The sequence below is a fragment of the Paenibacillus amylolyticus genome (assembly GCF_001570725.1).
GTDB lineage: Bacteria > Bacillota > Bacilli > Paenibacillales > Paenibacillaceae > Paenibacillus > Paenibacillus amylolyticus_A.
In genome coordinates this window covers 870182-889496 of record NZ_BCNV01000001.1, presented here as the reverse complement: position 1 = coordinate 889496, position 19315 = coordinate 870182, and the positions used below count along the sequence as shown (strand labels likewise).

Below are 19315 nucleotides of genomic sequence, written 5' to 3'. Positions count from 1 at the left end.
AGAAGCTGTCCCTTCTTCCTAGGGATCAGCTTCTTTGCTTATTTGATAACCGTCTGGATCGTAACTGTACGGTTACGCCCCTCTTCCTTCGCTTGATACAACGCATTATCTGCCAAGTGAAATAATTCTGTCGCTGCTGTGGAGTGCTTCGGATATTCAGCAATCCCAGCCGAGATCGTGACGGAACGATCAATAGGCAAAATACTTTCCTCAACCGTTATTCGGATACGTTCAGCAATCTCAAATGCCACGTTAGACTCGGAATTCCTTAACAAGACTACGAATTCCTCTCCACCGAACCGGGCGCAGACATCTTCTGGTCGGACAGACAATTGAATGATATTGGCAATGTGTTTCAGCACTTCATCCCCTGCATGATGCCCGAATGTATCATTAATGGATTTGAAGCGGTCAATATCCAGAACAATAATGGAGAATGGAACTTCGTTCTGAATCCAATCCTGGATGACCTCTTCGAAAGTTCTGCGATTGTTCATGCCAGTTAAGACATCTGTTCTGGCGTCATAGGCCAGCTGGTTCGTCTGCTTCCTAAAGTTCGCCATTGCGCCAACCACTGTTCGTGTGAGAAGATCTGCCTCTCTGTTCCAGTGAGGCTTCATCACAGGCAGCTCCACTTGTCCCTTATCAACCTGATTCACCAAATCCGCCAGCATAGCAAAAGGACTGGCCAGCTTGCGTGCAACCCGCACTACAATAAGCGTCAGAATCAGGAAAGGCACTGAAGTGTATAACAACAACATACGGATATGATGATTTAACTGATCGTACACCGTTTGGGTAGGAGACACGATCACGACGCCCCAGTCTGTTGATGGGACTTTGTAATAACCCGCAAGTGAATCCACACCTGCCAGGTTCTTGTATTGTTCTTTCCCCGTCTCGTCTTGGAGCAGCTTCTGCACTACTTCATTCTTACTGACATTTTCACCAATTCGATTCGTGTTCGGATGAAATAACAAGGTACCCTTCTTATCTACAATAAAAAAGTAGGAACCATTGCTTGTCTTGAGCTGACTCCCAAAGGAGAGACTCAAAATATTATCTTCTTGCAAAAAAATATTTCCACCGATCGTCCCTTGATACGTTCCCGATGAATCGAAGATCGGTTCACTGACAAATACAATTCGGCGCTTCGTTCTTGGCGTCTGGTATGCTTCGGAGATATACGAAGCCCTCGCTTTAATCGCCGCTTTTGCTGCATCGGAACTAACATGCTGACCTACGCTGGCCTGTGAATAGGGTGATATGGACCTGACTACTCCCGTTTCATCCACCAGAGCTACAGAGTTGAAGAAGTTACTGCTATTGCGGATCAAGTCCAAGGTGGAATTCAACTGATCCGTATCAGAGTAGTCCATCTCCGTGAAATACTTGGCTGCATATTTCAAGCTATCCTGCATGGAATAAAAAAGCGAATCCAGCGTTTGGCTCATTTGCACTGCGCTCGCATAATTCAACGACAAGGTGTTATCAATAAGCGATTGTTTCTGAGATGTATAAGATGAGATGACCATGATAGTCAATGTCATTAAAACTGAAATGGTGACCAACCCGCCGAGCAAAGCCGTAAGGCTGATCTTCTTGATATTTTTTATTTTTCTTCGTAATCTGGATGTTCTGTTCTCTGCGATCATGTTATAACTTCCCCCGGATTTTCATGAAAAGGCATATTCCCTCTATCTTATACGAAAGTTGTTAAGATCAAATAAAGAGTTTGTGAAGTCTTAACAATTACATCGTAAGATTGACGATTTAATGACATTTTACTTTTCCTGGCAGAATACTATTCAGACTCAACCTTAATCAACAATGATATATCCTTCTTCCGGCTCCTGTTCAACAAACCCTGCCATGTGACGAGCCTGAAACTCGATCGGGTGATGACTGCCTATCAGAATACGGTTTTGGACTTCGTCCGCTGTTTCAGCGGGTAATGCGAATGCACGTGTATAGGCAAACTGTCCCTGAAGTGTCGTATAGATCGCATTGACAAGCCGATCGTTGCCCGCACGCCCGAACACATTAAGAATCACAGATCCATCCGAGTCCAGCTTGTCCTTGACCATCGCAAAAAAATCACTGGATATAAACTGCTCAGGTGTACCCGTTGCCGTAAAGGCATCAATAATAATATAATCATATGTCCCAGCAGGTTCCTGTCCTAATAATTCACGACCATCCCCAATGAGCACAGGGCTTCCCTCATATCCAAAAAAGGTTTGGCTCAACTCTGCGACTTCTGCGTCCAGCTCAGCCACCTTGACCTGACGATCAGACAAGTAGGTTGGCAATGTGCCAATACCATGTCCCACCACAAATACGGTATCAAATTCAGGATCATTCCGCTCCATTAGATGCACCATCGCTCTGGGATACTCCAGCACCATCCGGGCAGGCTCATCCAGATCCATTGCGCCCTGCACAGCTGCGTTGGAGAATTCTAATACACGAAACCGTCCCTTCTCTCCATAAAGCCTTTTTGTATCATATACCGTCAGCTCATGCTGTTCACTTTTATTTCGATACAGAACTCTCACTAACCGTGCTCCCTTCGTTCTCTGGCTGCTAATTCATCGCCTATCATCATTCTATTATAAGGGATGACAACGCACCACCCTATACTTGAATACGGGTCAAAGAACAACAAAAGACCGTTCCTGATTGCACGGAAACGGCCTTTGTACGCACCTTTCAACATCATTAAGACCCTATGGCCTCATGCAGTGCCTGAACATATTCTACGCCCAGATTCGAGAGAGAAGTACTCTTGTGACTTATCCAGCCTACATTAATTGTTTCCTCACATTCCAGCGGAACAGGAATAATCTCATTACCGTTCAAGTCTGAGCTGAGTACTCCAGTAGATATCGTATAACCATTCAAACCAATCAGCAGGTTAAACAACGTTGCGCGGTCATTGACCTGTATGCTTTTGGGATGAGATAACGTACTCAGAATTTCTTCGGAAAAATGAAAAGAATTATACTCCCCCTGGTCAAAAGACAGGTACGGATAATCCTGCAGTTGCTCAATCGCAACCGACTCCTGCTTCGCCAGGGGGTTCTTCACACTAATAAAGATATGGGGCTTGGCTGTGAACAGGCTCGTGAAGACCAATCCCGCATCTTTTAACAATTTGTTAATTACCTTGGCATTGAATTCATTCAAATATAGGATGCCAATTTCACTGCGCAGGCTTTTCACATCCTGAATAATCTCATAGGTCTTCGTCTCTCGAAGTGCCAACTCGTATTCATCCTGACCATACTGCTGTACCAGACGAACAAAGGCATTCACCGCAAACGCATAGTGCTGTGTCGATACGGAGAAATGCTGCGGCGATGGCTTCGCGTTCAGATATCGGTTTTCCAGCAGTTCGGCTTGCTCCACCACCTGACGTGCATAACTGAGAAACTCGACGCCTTCTTTGGACAACGATATGCCCTTATTGGTACGTTCAAAAATGGTAATGCGCAGCTCCTGCTCCAGATCCCGAATGGCATTCGACAAGCTGGGTTGCGAGATAAATAGCCGTTTGGCCGCTTCATTCATCGAGCCACGCGTCGCCACTTCAATTACATATTTTAATTGTTGTAAGGTCAAGGTTGAACTCCTCTTTTCGATATCATTGTACGATCAGGAGAAAATGTTCTTTTTCTCAAACACAGACATCTGATTCTCCTCGGTAATAGGGCATTCATCAGGATACATACTTCGTTTATCCAACTTCTCGTCGATAAAATCAACCACCTGCTGTAGCGAAGCAATCTGTGCTTCAACTTTCTTTCGATGGTTCACCAGCATCTCCCGTTCCTCCGGGAAATCTGCCAGATCCGAATCCATGGACATCTGTAGATAAGGCTTCATTTCCTCCAGAGACATGCCTGTTTTTTTCAGGCAAGTAATCAACTTCATCGTATGAATATCCTCCGGGCGGTATACCCGATGGCGATTGGTTTTGCGTTCAGCTCGGGGAAGCAGTCCGATCTTCTCATAATAGCGAATCGTATCTTCCGATAATCCGGCCTGTTCTGACGTTTCTTTAATGGAAAACACTTCATTATGGCTCACCCTATGGCCCTCCTCCGCATTGATCTCTCTCCATATTACAACTTGGAGTCAGCTCCAAGTCAAGCATGATTCGTTCCAATCTACCCTCTTGACTTGGAGTCGACTCCAAGTTATAGAATGAGCGCAGCATACAGATTCGTTCTGTAATCCCATTCTATCTGGAGGTATTTATGAATATACAAAATCAGCTTCGCACCGCTCTCATCACAGGTTCAACGTCGGGAATTGGTCTCGAACTGACCCGCAGATTACTAACTGAAGGATGGCAGGTAATCGGTCTCAACCGTTCCGCTTTCCCTACCGACGATACTGAAATTCAGAACGCCTTACGTTCAGGCCAGCTCCGTTGGGTTCAGGCTAACCTGACCAACTACGACAGTCTGAGAATGGCACTGAATCAGATTACATCCGATACCGATTCGATTGATGTTTTGTTTAACAACGCCGGGGGCAGCGCTGCCGAACTTCGTTTTTCTGACCAGGGTCATGAAATGCACTTTGAACTCCAAACCGTGGTCCCTTACATCATCTACATGGAATTAGTTGAGCTATTGCTCAAAGGGAAGATGAAAACAGTCGTCAATACTTCCACCACCGCGTTCAGTATGGTCAAACATTTTGATCTAAATATCCTGGAACGTCCAGCTGAATTCAAAAAGCTGTTTGGTCCCTATGCCACTTCGAAGCTCGGTCTATCTCTATGGACACGCGAGGTTGCCAAGTCTGCCAAAGCAGATGGCATACACCTGCTAAGCGTAGACCCCGGAGGAAATAATACGCTAAGGGGCAACAAAACATCCGGCCTGCCCTTCTACATCAAACCTGTCATGAAATGGTTCTTCCCTCATCCAAGTCACGGCGCTTCATTGCTCTACAGTGCGGCCTTATATCCAACCAGACACGAATCCGGTGCGTTCCTGGTTAAAAATAAAGCGAAAACACTTCGTTTCACAGAGCAAGGTCCTGCTGTTTTAAACCGGGTAAACGAGATCTACGAGCAGGATTTTCGTAAAACGCAGTCTGGAAAGGCCACAATCACCCGATCTTAACCATGGTGGATGGTGAGCACTAACATAACAAAAAACACGCCATAGCGGCGTGTTTTTTTGTTTATAGGCTTTATGGGTATTATGAGCATCTTTTCATTGTCGCAAAGCCATATGGTTTTTTCCCTGTTAGATAAAGACACTCAACAATAACACCATGCCGAAGGCGGCAAATCCGAGAATGGTCTCCATGACCGTCCATGTCTTCAGTGTCTGCGGCACAGACAGATTCAAGTACTCTTTGACAATCCAGAACCCTGAATCATTTACATGGGACAAAATAATCGAACCCGCTCCCGTTGCGAGCACCAGCAATTCGGGACTTACCCCCGGCATCGTCATGGCGATTGGAGCCACAATACCCGCCGCTGTTGTCATCGCCACCGTAGCTGAACCTACCGCTGCACGAATCAATCCGGCAATGACAAAGGCCAGCACGAGTGGAGAAAGATGCGCACTTTGGGCAAATCCTGCGATCGCATCACCTACACCGCTGTCTGTCAGGATGCGGTTGAATCCGCCGCCTGCACCGATCAGCAAGATGATGGAAGCAACTGGGCCCAAGCAATCATTCGTATATTTCAATATCTGCTGTTTGCTGAAACCACGTGCATATCCAAAGGAATAGAAGGCAAAGAGCAAAGCTAGCAGCAATGCAATAATCGGACTACCGATGAAATCAACGACCTGACGGAACACATTCGTCTCTGGCAGCATCAGATCCACAATCGTAGCGAGCAACATCAGAATCACCGGAAGCAAGATCGTAAAGAGGGTGATGCCGAAACCAGGCAGTTCCCGATCTTTGGTCTCGGTGAACTGTTCCATCAGCTCACTTGAAGTCTCGACTTTGATTCGCTTGGAAATCCATGTTCCATAGAGCGGACCCGCAATCGCTGCCGCTGGAAGGGATACAATCAGAGCCAGGAATATCGTTTTACCAACATCGGCATTGAAGATTCCTACAGCAAGCATCGCCGCCGGATGAGGCGGAATCAGACTGTGCACCACAGCAAGACCTGCGACAAGTGAAAGTCCGATTTTGATCAGCGATGTTCCTGTATGCTTCGCAATAACAAAGACCAGCGGGAACAACAGTACGATCCCGACCTGGATAAATACCGGAATACCACAGATCAGCGCAACAACCATCATCGCCCAGTGTACGTTCTTCTCCCCGAAGACACGAACAAGTGTCTGGGCTATTCGTTCGGCCCCACCAGACTCGGCCATGAGTTTCCCGAGCATCGTTCCAAGTCCCAGAACAATCGCGATAAATCCGAGAACGCTTGCAACACCTTCCTGATAAGACTTCACGATATCCGTGAAAGGCATACCTGATATCAATCCCATAAAGACAGCACCCACAATCAGGGCAACGAATGGATTCATTTTAAATTTGGCAATCAACAGAATCAATCCAAGAATGGATATCAATGCGTAGAGCAGCAGACTTGCATCATGACTAAGACCGAATACGGAATACATCCGAATAGCCTCCCCCAAGTTGTTATGTTGTGTCAGCACGCAGTATTACGCTGGTCCAAACGACCTGAACACTGCGTGCCTTCGTAATAAGCTTAAGCTTCGATCTTTTCAACTGTTTCCAGAAGGGCTTTTTCCCCGCCAACATTACCCGGAAACACGATATATGGGATACCATTGAATTTAGCTTCTTCCCCTGTCAACCATACCGGAATGCCCGCAGCCACCTGACCGAGCACCCTTGCTTTGCGTATCGCCAGACCTTTCGTTGCTACATCACTGGATGTAATGCCACCTTTGGCAATAATGAACTTTGGCACGACTTCAAGAGATTGCACAATCTCGACCAAAGCTGACGATACCGTTTGGCTGATCTTGAAATTACCCTCATGTCCTTCGACGGTGATGAGCTTACGGCTACTGTATACAACAACATTGTTCCCCTCGGCAAGCTGCCTGTTCGCTTCATCAATCACACGTCGAATTTCCTCCGTATATCCATCCGGCGTTAATACCCGCTCGACATCGATCTCCAGACTTATAATGCCCGGAAACGTGAGGAGTTGTTCCAGTTGACGTGTCGTCTTCTGTACATAGGAACCAACAACAACGATGCCGCCATGTTGTTCCTGTCCGCTTGCGATCAGCTGTTCTTTTGGCAAAAATGGCTGATCTGAGATACCCGCATACGATTTGACAAAGGAGGCCGCCGTCCGGAAAATAAAAGCTTTCCCCTCATCTTCTGCTTGCAGCAAAGCCAGAGAAAGTACATCCATGTCTGCATAAGAGAGCGCATTCACGATAATCGGTACATTGCCTTCAGCTTTCAGTAAAATCGCTTTGACCACCTCGATACCTTGACGAATCTCCTCCAGTGAGATGGTAAGGCAGCGACTAGCCTGGATACGGCCCGAAGTCTTCTCCTCTACCCATGATGGCAGATCTCCATGCTCATACCCGAATACTTTATCCTTGGCAAATTCCGTCTCATGAACTGGAATCAACTGCTCACCCTCGACCATATAATGCGTGTTGCCAATCGTAACTCGTCCTGCCTCGAAAAAGGCTGGAATGATCAGTTGTCCATCATATGCTCGTCCGCTAACACGCGCCACTTCTTCGGCTAGCACATCCGTCTCCAGCGGATAATAACCACGTAGCATAGAGTCACTACGACTCACAAAGGTGAAACTCGTTCCTTCCTCTGCTGCAACCTCTTGCACATTGCGTGCAATCTCCCGATTAATACGTTCCGCTGTATCTGCATCCAGCCCTCGTGTATTGGTCAAAATATAGAATAACGATTCGGAGGACCGAAACGCCTCCTGCAACAGTGGCTTGTCCCACTGCGTCAACACATCAATATCATGAACCGTTTGCACACCAGTTGGGTCATCATCCAACACGATAATTTTGCGAGCCCTCGCATCCTGCAATTGTTTAATCTGTCCTCGCAATCCTTCAGAAGAGTTGTCCGTCCGAAGAGCTGCGGGAATATCCGATAACGTCTGATAGGTCATGTCTCTCCACCTCATATCTATATCTATTCAAAATCTTTTTCTTATAAATTTTTTATTGAACCCGACTCACTTCTACACCTGCGAGTTTCTCAAAATACTGAACGATTCCGCCATGGTCATCTGCGGCTTTCCCATCAATCTTCAGTGCATGGAAGATCTCCAGCAACTGACTGCTGAGCGGCAAAGGAACTCCGATATCATGCGCCGTTTCCATCACATTGGTCATGTCTTTGAGGTTAATATCAATGCGGCCCCCAGCGACAAAGTTACGATCCAGAATGAGTGGAACCTTCGCATCCAGTACCGCACTTCCAGCGAGCCCGCTGCGGATTGCCTGATACATCTTCTCTACATCAATGCCAGCCTTGGCTGCAAATACAAGCGCCTCGGACATGGCGGCAATATTCAGGTTCACGATAATCTGATTCGCCAACTTGGCTGTTGCGCCTGAACCATTATCCCCAACTCGCGTTACATCCTGTCCTACCACTTGCAGAACCTCTCTCACAGATTCAAAAATCATTTCATTGCCACCCACCATGATGGCGAGTGTGCCATCTATGGCTTTGGGTTCCCCACCACTTACGGGCGCATCCAACATATACAATCCTGATTTGGATACAAGCTGAGCCAGCTCTTTGGAAACGACCGGCGAGATCGAGCTCATATCGATAATAATACTTCCCGTATTCGCTCCTGCCAGTACACCTTGTTCACTCGTGATAACGCTGCGAACATGCTCTGAATTGGGTAGCATTGTAAAGATGACATCACTATGTTCAGCTACCTCTTTTGGAGACGCCGCTCCTCTCGCTCCCGCATCAGCCAATGACATCACAGCCGTTTGATTAATATCGTATACGCTTACATCATATCCCGCCCGGATCAGGTTCAATGACATAGGACGTCCCATAATACCGAGTCCAATAAATCCAATTCGTTTCTTCATCTTGCAATCCCTCCAGCCTGAATTCTTTGCTTTTCACTCTTGTAATCGCTATCATTGCTGTTCACATTCGTTATTGTACACAACATTTTAATTTTTGTATACAATTTTATTGTTTATGTATCCTAAAATTAAAATTCGGTTTTTTATCTTGTTGTTTATTGCCTTCATTTTCGCTAAAGTAAAGGTAGAGGTGAAATACAATGCAACCAAGTACGGACAAGTCCCGTCCAGCCTATCAGCAGGCCTATGAAGTGCTGCGGGACATGATTTTGCAAGGCACCCTTTCTCCGGGAACCAAACTTGTGGAAGAGAAGCTGGCGACCGATCTGAATGTCAGCCGGACCCCGATCCGTGAATCCATCCGCCGTCTGGAACAGGAAGGATTAGTCGTAAACAAACGAGTCGTCAAGCTAACCGAGACCGATCTGAGAAATACGTTTGAATTACGGAAGTTATTGGAGGGACATGCGGCTAAATCTGCTGCTGCCTTCTTATCCGCTCAGGAAGTGGCGGCTCTTGAGCATTGCGTTCAAGTGGGACATACCGGAAGCAAAGAAGAGATTATGGAAGCCAATAAAGAGTTTCACGAAATCATCATGCGGGCGAGTAATAATGCATTGATGATTGATCTGTTCGATAAAATGCAATCCGTCATTTATCTATTCCGTCAGACAGTTGTATATTATCAGCGTCCCTTCCTCATTGAAGAGCATCATCAGATTTGCGAAGCGATTAAGGCACATGACGGGCAGACCGCCGAACGGCTGATGAAAGAGCATCTTCAATCCGATCTGGAATTCTGCCTTCATTTGATTCGATAACCGAATTCATGGATTGTTCGACCTTCTCACATACGTAAAAAGACGTGACCACAATGTGGTCACGTCTTTTTAGTCGTTTGTCCCTCATATTATCCAGGCCCTGATTCATAGGTGTAAACATAACGATACAATGTCGCGTGTGACATGCTACTGAATCTGGAGGGATCACTTAATGAGCAAAGGACAGCAACCCAACGAAAAACCTTTCATCATCCCGCAACCTATTCGCAGTGATGGCGCTGGAGGACCTGATCTGGGCCCCAGAGACGTCATGAGAGATATACAAAACCCCGATTTGCTGGTACCTCCAGCTACTGATAACGGGTTATTGCCCAATCTGAGAATGTCTTTTTCCGATACCCATATGCAATTGAACCATGGCGGATGGTCACGTGAAATCACCGTACGGGATCTCCCTGTTGCCACTACACTGGCTGGTGTGAACATGAGTCTGACGCCTGGTGGTGTACGGGAACTGCACTGGCATCAGCAATCCGAATGGGCCTATATGATCTGGGGAACGGCAAGAATCACCTCGGTAGATCAGAACGGACGTAATTTTATTGCCGATGTCGGGCCTGGGGATCTCTGGTTTTTCCCTAAAGGTCTGCCCCATTCCATTCAAGGACTGGAGGATGGTTGTGAATTTCTGCTCGTGTTCGATGACGGGTCCTTCTCCGATCTGAATACGTTATCCATATCCGATTGGTTTGCCCATACACCACCAGAGGTATTGTCTGTTAATTTTGGCGTGCCCGAATCTGCTTTTCAGTCGATGCCGAAGGAACAGGTCTATATTTTCCAAGATACCGTTCCGGGTTCCATTGAGAGCCAGGAAGTTCAGTCTCCATACGGCACCGTTCCTCTCACATTCAAACATCGATTGTTAGCCCAGGAACCGCTCATCACACCCGGCGGAAGCGTGCGGATTGTAGACTCCACTAACTTCCCCATTTCGACTACTGTTGCGGCAGCACTCGTTGAGATCCGACCTGGCGCTATGCGCGAACTGCACTGGCATCCCAATGCGGATGAATGGCAATACTATCTGACAGGACAGGGAAGAATGACCGTCTTCGGAGGCAATGGTATTGCTCGCACCTTTGATTATCGGGCTGGAGATGTCGGATATGTTCCCGTCGCAATGGGACACTACATACAGAATAGTGGTACGGATACCTTATGGTTTTTGGAGATATTTCGAAGTGATCGCTTTGAGGATGTGTCACTGAATCAGTGGATGGCGTTAACTCCGCGGGATCTGGTCCGTGACAATCTGAATGCACCCCCTGAGTTGCTGGATGCCTTGCATAAAGTAAAATGGCCTGTCGTTTAAATTAGTGTGTAGAAAATAAAACAAGCAGATCTACCTATTCAAGGTACTCTGCTTGTTTTATTTTGTCGGTGTACAACCACTTACTCTTTCATAACCAGCTCATCCAAACGGGTTGTCTTATCTAATCAGATATGCGTAGGTTTAATCGCCTGAATATACACACTTTCTCCTTGGAAGCTGACGAGCTTTCCGCGCTCTGTCACTTCGAAGTTAAAAAATTTTCGGATGATGGAAGGAGCACTCAACATGCTTGCTTCAAGTTCCTCCCTCTCCTGCTCGGGTAGTGCCGCACGATTACACCACTCTTCAAACTTAAAGCGTTTCTGGAAGGAAGCCATCGCTTCCGTCCGGAATCCGGCATACTCCAGCATGTGAATCCATTCCGTCTTGCGCCATGCCCGAACATGGCTTGCATCCCGGCACTTCTCCACTTCATTATAGAACTGGTCATTCTCGTCGCGTTCAGGTGCCACGTTGTCAATCAACAACAACCTGCCACCAGGCTTCATGACTCGTAGTGCCTCATTGATAAACGAAGAAACGTCCGGAAAATGGTGAGCAGCGATTCGGCAGGTCACAAGGTCAAAGACATCATCCTCGAATGGTAGCTTCTCTGCATCTCCGGCAACAAAATCTACATTATCGCGTCCATTCCCCTGGATAAATTGTTCAGCCACCTGCAACATTTCCTCCGTTAAATCCAGAGCGGTTACACGCTGAACAAGTGGAGCCAAGGCATTGGCGACATGCCCTCCCCCAGTGGCGATATCGAGCACATTCATATCTGGAGTGGCTTGAGACGAAGCCACGAGCAACGCGAGATCCTCACCCTTGGCATGCCCCGAACTCGTCACGTATTTCTCTGCATTTTTCGCAAACTGCTTCTGCACCTGACTTTTAATTACATCAGACATTCCAATCCCTCCTGCATAAGTTTCATTAGACGAAACATAGTTTCAAAATATAATTATATTTATTTTACCATAGATGAATGTAAAAGCTAAATAAGCATTTTACACAAATCCGGAGGCAACTTTCCACTACCTAACCAAAAAGCTGAAATAAAAAAACATCCCCCAAGTGAATTTCACCCAGGAGATGTTTCTTATATTTGTTACTTCACGAGCGTTGGTGACTTCTTCCACAGTCCCAGAATCAGACCGGAGATCACAGAACCAATCGCAACAGCTAGCAGGAACAATAATGCGTGGTTCGCCAGTGCTGCAACAAAGATCCCGCCGTGCGGAGCTGGTACATTAATGTGCCACAGCTGTGTCAATCCGCCAGCAACAGCGGAACCCAGAATACAAGAAGTCAATACACGCAATGGATCAGCCGCAGCAAATGGAATTGCACCTTCTGTAATGAAAGAGAATCCAAGTACATAGTTAGTCAAACCTGATTTGCGTTCTTGCTCTGTAAATTTGGATTTGAAGAATGTTGTTGCAAGTGCAATCGCCAGAGGAGGCACCATACCGCCTGCCATAACCGCTGCCATCCATGCACCATCTGTGTTACCACTGGATGTGAATACCCCAATAGCGAATGTGTAAGCCGCTTTGTTGAACGGTCCGCCCATATCGATGGACATCATACCGCCAAGCAGCAAGCCCAACAATACCGCATTACCTGTACCCAAGTTACCCAGTGCATCTACAAGCCATGTGTTCAGGGAACCAAAGATTGGATCAAAGACATAGAAACTGATGGCACCCACGATTAGCAAACCAAATACCGGATACAGCAAGATTGGTTTCAAACCATCAATCGCTTTTGGCAATCCTTTGAACAACTTACGAAGACCAATGACTACATAACCTGCCAAGAAACCGGCGGCCAAACCACCAAGGAAACCGGCATTTGAGGTAACCGCCATTAATCCACCGACCATACCAGGCATCAGGGCTGGACGATCACCAATACTCATCGCGATAAATCCGGCAAGTACGGGAATCAGGAAGTGGAATGCACCTGTTCCGCCACCGATCGTTTGAAGCAATTGTACAATCGGATTCTCAGGGCTAGCAAGCTGTTCGAACAAGAAGGAGATTGCTAGCAGGATACCGCCACCTACAACGAATGGTAGCATATGCGAGATACCATTCATCAGATCTTTATAGATTTTGCTACCTACACTGATCTTACCAGTGCTTGCGCCCTCTTCCTTGGCATTTCCACCTTGGCTACGATAGATCGGTGCATCACCGTTAACGGCCTTGCGAATCAGCTCTTCGGATTTACGGATTCCATCACTCACCGGTCTTTGCAATACCGGTTTGCCATCGAAACGCGCCATCTCCACATTTTTGTCTGCGGCAACGATAACCCCTTTAGCACGAGCGATCTCATCAGCAGTGAGAACATTCTGCGCTCCTTCAGAGCCGTTTGTCTCTACGCGAATATTAATGCCCATTTCCTGAGCTTTCTTTTTAAGTGCATCTTCAGCCATAAATGTATGAGCTATACCTGTTGGACAGGCTGTAACCGCAACAACAAAATCTTCCGAATTGGCATTACCTACAATCACACCAGAAGTATTCTGTTGCTGACCAGTAGTAGTAGCGGATGCCGCATTCGCTGCTTTTTCAGCTTTTGCTTTCTCTTTGGCTGCTTCCTTCTCAGCTGCTTCTGCCTGTTTGGCATCAAACAATGCACTAACTTCCGCAGGTGTATCTGTACTCATCAATTGTGAGATGAAATCGCTATCAATCAACAACCTGGAAAGAGCTGCAAGCGTACGCAGATGGGTATTACCTGCGCCTTCTGGTGCCGCAATCATGAAGAACACATGAGCTGGCTGATCATCCAACGCTTCAAAATCAAGTCCTTTTCTGCTCTTGGCAAATACAACTGTTGGTTCATTCACCGCTGTTGTTTTGGCATGTGGCATCGCAATTCCGCCACCGATCCCCGTGCTGGATTCAGCTTCTCTTTTATAGATCATTTCCTTGAACAGAACAGGATCATTAATACGTCCGCTTCGGTTCAGGCTTGCAATTAGTTCATCAATAGCCTCAGCTTTGGTTGTGGCTTGCAGGTCCATGATCATCGTTTCCTGGATCATCAAGTCTGTTATTCTCATCTTGGTACACTCCCTTAAGTTCTATCAGCCTGCGATGTGCAGGCCTCACTACATTACAATTACAATGAAAACCTTTTATATGACCGTTAGACTAGATCGTCGTAATGGTTACTTGATTGCGCAGTTCATCAATCCATTCACGTGTTGCCAGATCATCCGAGAACGCAGTTGCGCTTCCAGATGCAACCCCTGTGCGGAAAGCTTCCAATAGATCTCCACTCTGTACGAAGGTACCTACGAATCCGCCAATCATGGAGTCTCCGGCACCAACGGAGTTTTTCACAGTGCCTTTTGGCACGTTCGCATGATGAACTTCCGCTTTGGTAATGAATAGTGCACCTTCGCCTGCCATGGAGATCAACACATGTTTGGCACCGGCTTCAAGCAACTTACGCCCATATAACACCAGTTCCTCGCGATTCTCAATGGTTACTCCGAACAGTTCAGCCAGTTCATGATGATTCGGCTTCACCAGCAATGGTTCATGTACAAGAGCTTCCATTAGTGCAGGTCCAGTTGTGTCAATTACGAATTCGGCACCCGTTTGCTTGCAGACTTTAATGAGACGATCATAGAAATCCGTCCCAAGTGACGGTGGCACGCTTCCGGAGAGAATGACAATATCTCCTTTTTGCAATGAAGACAATTTGTGTAGCAACTGCTCCGCCTCTTCTGCACTGATTGCAGGTCCAAGACCATTAATCTCTGTCTCTTCTCCATGCTTCAGCTTAATGTTAATGCGAGTATCGTCTGCAATCGTGACAAAGTCTGTCCGGATGTTATCTTCTTGCAACTTGTCATTAATGAAACGTCCGGTGAATCCACCAAGGAAACCAATGGCCGTGTTATCTGCTCCAAGTTGATTCAGTATGCGAGAAACATTAATGCCTTTGCCGCCCGGGAGCTTCAAATCCCGATTCATTCGATTCAATCCGCCAAGCTTCAGCTCATCCACTTCCACGATGTAATCAATGGACGGGTTTAGTGTTATCGTATATATCATCGTTATCCCTCAATTATTTTAGTTTTCTGGGCGATTCCAAGCCGCCAGTGTTCTGGCATCTGCTCGGTAATCAAATCGGCCTCCTCCAAATCGAACAATTTGGCAAAAGTAATTTCCCCTATTTTGCTGGAATCAGCCAGCACATAAGATTTTCCCGACAATTGATGTGCACGCCTTTTAATCAAGGCTTCCTCCGGATCAGGTGTTGTATACCCCATTTCGGGGTCCACTCCATTGCTCCCAAGAAAACATTTATCAAAACGGAAGTTATCCATGTTCTGTAATGCAATACTGCCGATGACTGCTTTCGTATGAATTTTCATCATACCGCCGAGCAAGTAACTGCGAATACGTTTGCTTACCAATGCCTCAACATGTGAAAGTCCGTTCGTAACAACCGTTACGTCCTTAGCTTCAATAAAAGGAATCATGGCTAACGTTGTCGTTCCTGCATCCAAATAGATGCATTCACCATTTTCGATCTCCTGTGCAGCCAAACGGGCAATCGTTGTTTTCTGTTGAATGTTTTTGAACGTTTTTTCTTCCATGCCCGGTTCCAGCGTTTTTTCATTCACCAGTGCGGCACCGCCGTGGATGCGTTTGAGCATCTGACGACTCTCCAGATCAATCAAATCACGTCTAATCGTTGATTCAGAAGCACCTAGTACATCAACAAGCTCTTGTAACTTCACAATTCCCTGTAAATGTAAGCGCTCTATAATTGCAGCATATCGTTCTTCAGTCAGCATCTTCATTCCTCCAACTGCTTCTATAGTATCATAAATCCCTCAAAAAACAACCACTTTCATTCAAAATAATTTAAAAACCTTCAAAAACCCGCATCTTTCGACTTATTTTCTTATCCAATTGTCCCTTCCCCTGACTCCTGAACACGCATCTGATAATCTAGTCCCTATTTTATCGAAGGCGGTGACCTGATGACAGATCGTCCACACAAACGGCGAAAACCCTGTGCCCTGCATCAGAAAAAGAAAGATTCCTCTCCTCGCTTTGGATGGATCTCCTCCAACTGGAGTGGCTACGCTCGCACAGGAACACAGAACCAATACCGCCGCATCTCAGCGGAATGGACTGTCCCCTATGTTCTACCTGGTACACGTAACTCATATTCATCCGCATGGATTGGCATTGATGGCTTCGAGAACAGCAGTCTCATTCAGACCGGAACAGGTCACGACTGGATTCAAGGCAAGCCCAGCTATTATGCCTGGTGGGAGATCCTCCCCGACGCGGAAACCATCATTCCACATCCCGTTTCCCCTGGTCATCGCATTCGGGCAGTCATCTCCAAGTTAACGCGCAAAACCTGGTGTATCACTCTATCTAATCTAACCCTAGGTTGGACCTTCCGTACCATTCAGTATTATTCGGGTCCGTTGTCCTCTGCGGAGTGGATTGTTGAAGCACCCACTGTAGGAAGCTCCATCGCCTCCATGGCACGGCTTACCCCCGTAACCTTTAACATGTGCCGCCTGAACGGGCAGTCTCCTGCTTTTCGCACCTCTCAAAAAGGAATCATGATTCAAGGACGAGGTATCGTCTCAATCCCTGGCACTCCTAATCGGTGCAAAGATGGATTTACGGTTCGCCGCAACACTTGAGTATTTAACGGTCGAACGAAGTTATTTACTTCATGATCTTGTAGGCGGTATTTCGTGGCCCTCGTATCTCCATTAAAAATCCTGCAGCCTCCAGCACTTGATGCGTGGGGTTGCAGGATTTTTCTTTTCATGGAAACATCATGGCGTTTATGACTCCACAACCATTGCATCCGGTTTGGGTTTAAGCCATTTGCCATCCTCATTAATAAAAGCCCCCTTGAAGCGGCCCATCTCCAATTGTTCAATCAGCCTTTCCTCGTCCATGACCAGAATCTCAGCTAACTGCCCCGAGGTGTAATAATGAGCGGGATTGTAGTCGAGCAGCACAGGAACAGACGTATCATATAGTTCTTTGATCAGATTCTCAAAGGAATGCCGACCCAGGTTCTCCATGTCTCTATAAAACTGCAAATGTTGGGACACCATATTACGGAAAGATTTATTCTCCAGATGCATCCACAACGTATTGCAGGCCTGAACACTCATATGATTTTGTTCCACATCAAAATATTGCACTTCTTCAATCTTCATGTATTTCTCTTGAAATGCAACGATCTTAATCAAAGGTACATTTCGTTTACGTGACGCTTTCTTCAAATGGGCTCTAAATTGTTCATAGTTCATTTCATTCATCTATTATCCCTGCCTTTAACATGTTCCAACCGACATTTTACAACAAATTGTAGGCAAGTGTAACCTTCATCATGTGAAAAACAAAAAAACGTGCAGCATCAGATGCCACACGTTCACCATATTATAGAGTGCATTTAATCAGCCAAGGGCACCCGTTTTCGCCCACGTAGCCGTAAATTCCTGTTCTTCATACGCATAGAATTGTTGCAAAATAACCTCCCGATCATCAAGGAACAACTGATCCGCTATGGCAGAGACCAGTTTCGGCACCGCACTCTTGGTCCCCGATATGGCCGATGCGGACAGACCACAGCTGGCAAGTGCAGAGTAATTGAATACGAACAGTCCATGCAGCTGTTCCTTACCCTGCTCACTTCTGCTAGTCATCGCAAACCCTGAACTCAGGTATGGATGTGCGTCTAACAATGCATTACAATGCTCTGACGGAGCCTGATAACAGTCCTCCCAACGTGCGATATGCGACTCTACAAGTCTGAGTTCAGGCCGGAGTGCCGGATCACTGAGAAGACCTGTGCTAATGATCAGAAAATCAAATTCATATGCTCCCTGTGCAGTATGCACAATTGTTCCCTGATCTGATGCTTCTACACTGAGCCAAGGCGAGTTCAAATGCAATTCAAATCCAGGCCAGGCTGCTGCACGATTAAACGTATCGTTGGTTGGCGGTTGATTGAATTTGAAGAAATGAGAGATCACTTCATATTTATCAGCAACCGGAAGAGCGTGGTATCGCTCGATCATACCGGATTGTTCCATCTGACGAATAGGATTAACACTAGGCAGCTGTTCCCGCCGTACAAATACATGAGCTTCCGCCACACCCGTGGCAAGCGCATAGCTCGCATTATCAAAAGCAGAAGCGCCGCCGCCAAGCACTGCAACCCGTTTACCTTTTAACCGTTCAAAATCAATCGCTTCAGACGTATGGGCATACAGCTCCCGAGGTAATCTATCGGCAATCATGGAAGGTATATGCCACTCTCCACCCCCTTGAATTCCCGTAGCAAACACTACTTTACGAGCAAGTATGACATCCATCTGAGTTCCTGCCTTGTTCACATGAAGCCGATGTATTCCGTTCTCTGTTGGCTCAACCAGTGTCAATTTCACCTCATTAAGCACAGGCAGATTCAATACTTCCCGATACCAGCGCAAGTAATTCATCCAGTCTCCACGTGGGATCTTGTCTACCTCTTCCCAACCTTCGGGCCCAACCTGTGCTTCCCACCATGAGCGAAAGGTTAACGAGGGGATACCCAGATCGATGGAAGTCAGATGCTTGGGTGTACGCAAAGTAACCATACGCGCATATGTCTCCCAAGGTCCTTCAAGCCCCGATGTGTTCTCGTCAATGACCACAATATTGGAGATTCGTTCACGAAGAAGCCCAAATGCCGCCCCTAATCCACTCTGGCCTCCACCCACAATGACGACATCATAGACATGACCATCCGCATGTTCTCTTGGACGTACCCAGTTCGCGCCACCAAATGACAAATAATCCAGATCAGTCTTCACACGTTCATTCAAAGCTTCCAGGCTCATGATTCATCAACCCTTTCGAGATACATATATGAACTATTTTTTCTTTGATTATTTTTGATGTAAGTTTGTTGTTAGTTATAATGGAATAATTATGATTTCACCTTGTATTTCTGAAATATATTAGCATTATTATATGAGTTATCGGGGATGAATTGAAGTT

Annotated in this window: 17 protein-coding genes; 4 read left to right on the top strand and 13 right to left on the bottom strand. The window is 46.5% G+C overall.

Features of this window, described 5'->3' with window-relative positions; translation table 11 throughout:
• Positions 1-38 precede the first annotated feature (38 nt).
• The 4 genes from PAHA3_RS04160 to PAHA3_RS04145 form a co-directional block, all read right to left on the bottom strand.
• Positions 39-1655 (bottom strand): sensor domain-containing diguanylate cyclase, encoded by a 1617-nt coding sequence (locus PAHA3_RS04160; protein WP_062833597.1) that lies wholly within the window; start codon positions 1653-1655, stop codon positions 39-41.
• A 165-nt stretch (positions 1656-1820) separates the two neighbouring features.
• Positions 1821-2558: a spermidine synthase gene (locus PAHA3_RS04155; RefSeq protein WP_062833596.1), complete on the bottom strand. Its 738-nt coding sequence runs from the start codon at positions 2556-2558 to the stop codon at positions 1821-1823.
• 163 nt (positions 2559-2721) lie between these two features.
• Positions 2722-3624, bottom strand: coding sequence for a LysR family transcriptional regulator (locus tag PAHA3_RS04150; protein ID WP_062833595.1), 903 nt, complete (start codon positions 3622-3624; stop codon positions 2722-2724).
• Positions 3625-3657: 33 nt separating this feature from the next.
• On the bottom strand, positions 3658-4092 hold the full coding sequence (locus PAHA3_RS04145) for a MerR family transcriptional regulator (protein WP_062833594.1): 435 nt from the start codon (positions 4090-4092) through the stop codon (positions 3658-3660).
• Positions 4093-4262: 170 nt separating this feature from the next.
• Between PAHA3_RS04145 and PAHA3_RS04140 the strand changes: the two genes are divergently transcribed.
• The gene (locus PAHA3_RS04140; protein WP_062833593.1) at positions 4263-5141 is read left to right on the top strand and encodes an SDR family NAD(P)-dependent oxidoreductase; all 879 of its coding nucleotides are present in this window, start codon (positions 4263-4265) and stop codon (positions 5139-5141) included.
• Positions 5142-5267: 126 nt separating this feature from the next.
• Here the strand turns inward: PAHA3_RS04140 and PAHA3_RS04135 are convergent, their stop codons facing one another.
• The 3 genes from PAHA3_RS04135 to garR all read right to left on the bottom strand — a co-directional run bounded on the left by PAHA3_RS04135 (position 5268) and on the right by garR (position 9092).
• Positions 5268-6626 (bottom strand): GntP family permease, encoded by a 1359-nt coding sequence (locus PAHA3_RS04135; RefSeq protein ID WP_062833592.1) that lies wholly within the window; start codon positions 6624-6626, stop codon positions 5268-5270.
• Positions 6627-6718: 92 nt separating this feature from the next.
• A complete protein-coding gene (locus PAHA3_RS04130) occupies positions 6719-8143 on the bottom strand; it encodes a four-carbon acid sugar kinase family protein (RefSeq protein ID WP_062833591.1) in 1425 nt (474 codons plus the stop codon).
• Between the two features lie 52 nt (positions 8144-8195).
• On the bottom strand, positions 8196-9092 hold the full coding sequence (gene garR / locus PAHA3_RS04125) for a 2-hydroxy-3-oxopropionate reductase (RefSeq protein WP_062833590.1): 897 nt from the start codon (positions 9090-9092) through the stop codon (positions 8196-8198).
• Positions 9093-9292: 200 nt separating this feature from the next.
• Here garR and PAHA3_RS04120 point away from each other — a divergent pair, with 200 nt between their 5' ends.
• Both PAHA3_RS04120 and PAHA3_RS04115 read left to right on the top strand, forming a co-directional pair.
• Complete coding sequence (locus tag PAHA3_RS04120) at positions 9293-9913, top strand: GntR family transcriptional regulator (RefSeq protein WP_062833589.1); 621 nt, start codon at positions 9293-9295, stop codon at positions 9911-9913.
• A gap of 172 nt (positions 9914-10085) precedes the next feature.
• The gene (locus PAHA3_RS04115; protein WP_062833588.1) at positions 10086-11249 is read left to right on the top strand and encodes an oxalate decarboxylase family bicupin; all 1164 of its coding nucleotides are present in this window, start codon (positions 10086-10088) and stop codon (positions 11247-11249) included.
• A 125-nt stretch (positions 11250-11374) separates the two neighbouring features.
• On the opposite strand, the gene PAHA3_RS04110 is transcribed toward PAHA3_RS04115, so the two are convergent.
• The 4 genes from PAHA3_RS04110 to PAHA3_RS04095 all read right to left on the bottom strand — a co-directional run bounded on the left by PAHA3_RS04110 (position 11375) and on the right by PAHA3_RS04095 (position 16083).
• Positions 11375-12163 carry a class I SAM-dependent methyltransferase gene (locus PAHA3_RS04110; protein ID WP_062833587.1) on the bottom strand — a complete coding sequence of 263 codons (789 nt, stop codon included), beginning with the start codon at positions 12161-12163 and terminating at the stop codon, positions 11375-11377.
• Positions 12164-12363: 200 nt separating this feature from the next.
• A complete protein-coding gene (locus PAHA3_RS04105; RefSeq protein WP_062833586.1) occupies positions 12364-14331 on the bottom strand; it encodes a PTS fructose transporter subunit IIABC in 1968 nt (655 codons plus the stop codon).
• A 91-nt stretch (positions 14332-14422) separates the two neighbouring features.
• Entirely contained in the window at positions 14423-15334 is a 912-nt protein-coding gene (gene pfkB / locus PAHA3_RS04100; protein ID WP_062833585.1) for a 1-phosphofructokinase, read from the bottom strand.
• Positions 15335-15336: 2 nt separating this feature from the next.
• Positions 15337-16083, bottom strand: a complete 747-nt coding sequence (locus PAHA3_RS04095; protein ID WP_062833584.1) for a DeoR/GlpR family DNA-binding transcription regulator — start codon at positions 16081-16083, stop codon at positions 15337-15339.
• Positions 16084-16272: 189 nt separating this feature from the next.
• Between PAHA3_RS04095 and PAHA3_RS04090 the strand changes: the two genes are divergently transcribed.
• Positions 16273-16956 carry a G1 family glutamic endopeptidase gene (locus PAHA3_RS04090; RefSeq protein ID WP_062833583.1) on the top strand — a complete coding sequence of 228 codons (684 nt, stop codon included), beginning with the start codon at positions 16273-16275 and terminating at the stop codon, positions 16954-16956.
• A 147-nt stretch (positions 16957-17103) separates the two neighbouring features.
• Here PAHA3_RS04090 and PAHA3_RS04085 read toward each other — a convergent pair whose 3' ends face one another.
• Positions 17104-17589 carry a hypothetical protein gene (locus PAHA3_RS04085; RefSeq protein ID WP_062833582.1) on the bottom strand — a complete coding sequence of 162 codons (486 nt, stop codon included), beginning with the start codon at positions 17587-17589 and terminating at the stop codon, positions 17104-17106.
• Positions 17590-17727: 138 nt separating this feature from the next.
• A complete protein-coding gene (locus PAHA3_RS04080; RefSeq protein WP_062833581.1) occupies positions 17728-19155 on the bottom strand; it encodes an NAD(P)-binding domain-containing protein in 1428 nt (475 codons plus the stop codon).
• Between the last annotated feature and the right edge of the window lie 160 nt (positions 19156-19315).

Coding starts and splice junctions, on each gene's coding strand:
- PAHA3_RS04160 (WP_062833597.1), bottom strand. CDS start 1,655: ATGATCGCAGAGAACAGAACATCCAGATTACGAAGAAAAATAAAAAAT.
- PAHA3_RS04140 (WP_062833593.1), top strand. CDS start 4,263: ATGAATATACAAAATCAGCTTCGCACCGCTCTCATCACAGGTTCAACG.
- PAHA3_RS04135 (WP_062833592.1), bottom strand. CDS start 6,626: ATGTATTCCGTATTCGGTCTTAGTCATGATGCAAGTCTGCTGCTCTAC.
- PAHA3_RS04130 (WP_062833591.1), bottom strand. CDS start 8,143: ATGACCTATCAGACGTTATCGGATATTCCCGCAGCTCTTCGGACGGAC.
- garR (WP_062833590.1), bottom strand. CDS start 9,092: ATGAAGAAACGAATTGGATTTATTGGACTCGGTATTATGGGACGTCCT.
- PAHA3_RS04120 (WP_062833589.1), top strand. CDS start 9,293: ATGCAACCAAGTACGGACAAGTCCCGTCCAGCCTATCAGCAGGCCTAT.
- PAHA3_RS04115 (WP_062833588.1), top strand. CDS start 10,086: ATGAGCAAAGGACAGCAACCCAACGAAAAACCTTTCATCATCCCGCAA.
- PAHA3_RS04110 (WP_062833587.1), bottom strand. CDS start 12,163: ATGTCTGATGTAATTAAAAGTCAGGTGCAGAAGCAGTTTGCGAAAAAT.
- PAHA3_RS04105 (WP_062833586.1), bottom strand. CDS start 14,331: ATGAGAATAACAGACTTGATGATCCAGGAAACGATGATCATGGACCTG.
- pfkB (WP_062833585.1), bottom strand. CDS start 15,334: ATGATATATACGATAACACTAAACCCGTCCATTGATTACATCGTGGAA.
- PAHA3_RS04095 (WP_062833584.1), bottom strand. CDS start 16,083: ATGCTGACTGAAGAACGATATGCTGCAATTATAGAGCGCTTACATTTA.
- PAHA3_RS04090 (WP_062833583.1), top strand. CDS start 16,273: ATGACAGATCGTCCACACAAACGGCGAAAACCCTGTGCCCTGCATCAG.
- PAHA3_RS04085 (WP_062833582.1), bottom strand. CDS start 17,589: ATGAATGAAATGAACTATGAACAATTTAGAGCCCATTTGAAGAAAGCG.
- PAHA3_RS04080 (WP_062833581.1), bottom strand. CDS start 19,155: ATGAGCCTGGAAGCTTTGAATGAACGTGTGAAGACTGATCTGGATTAT.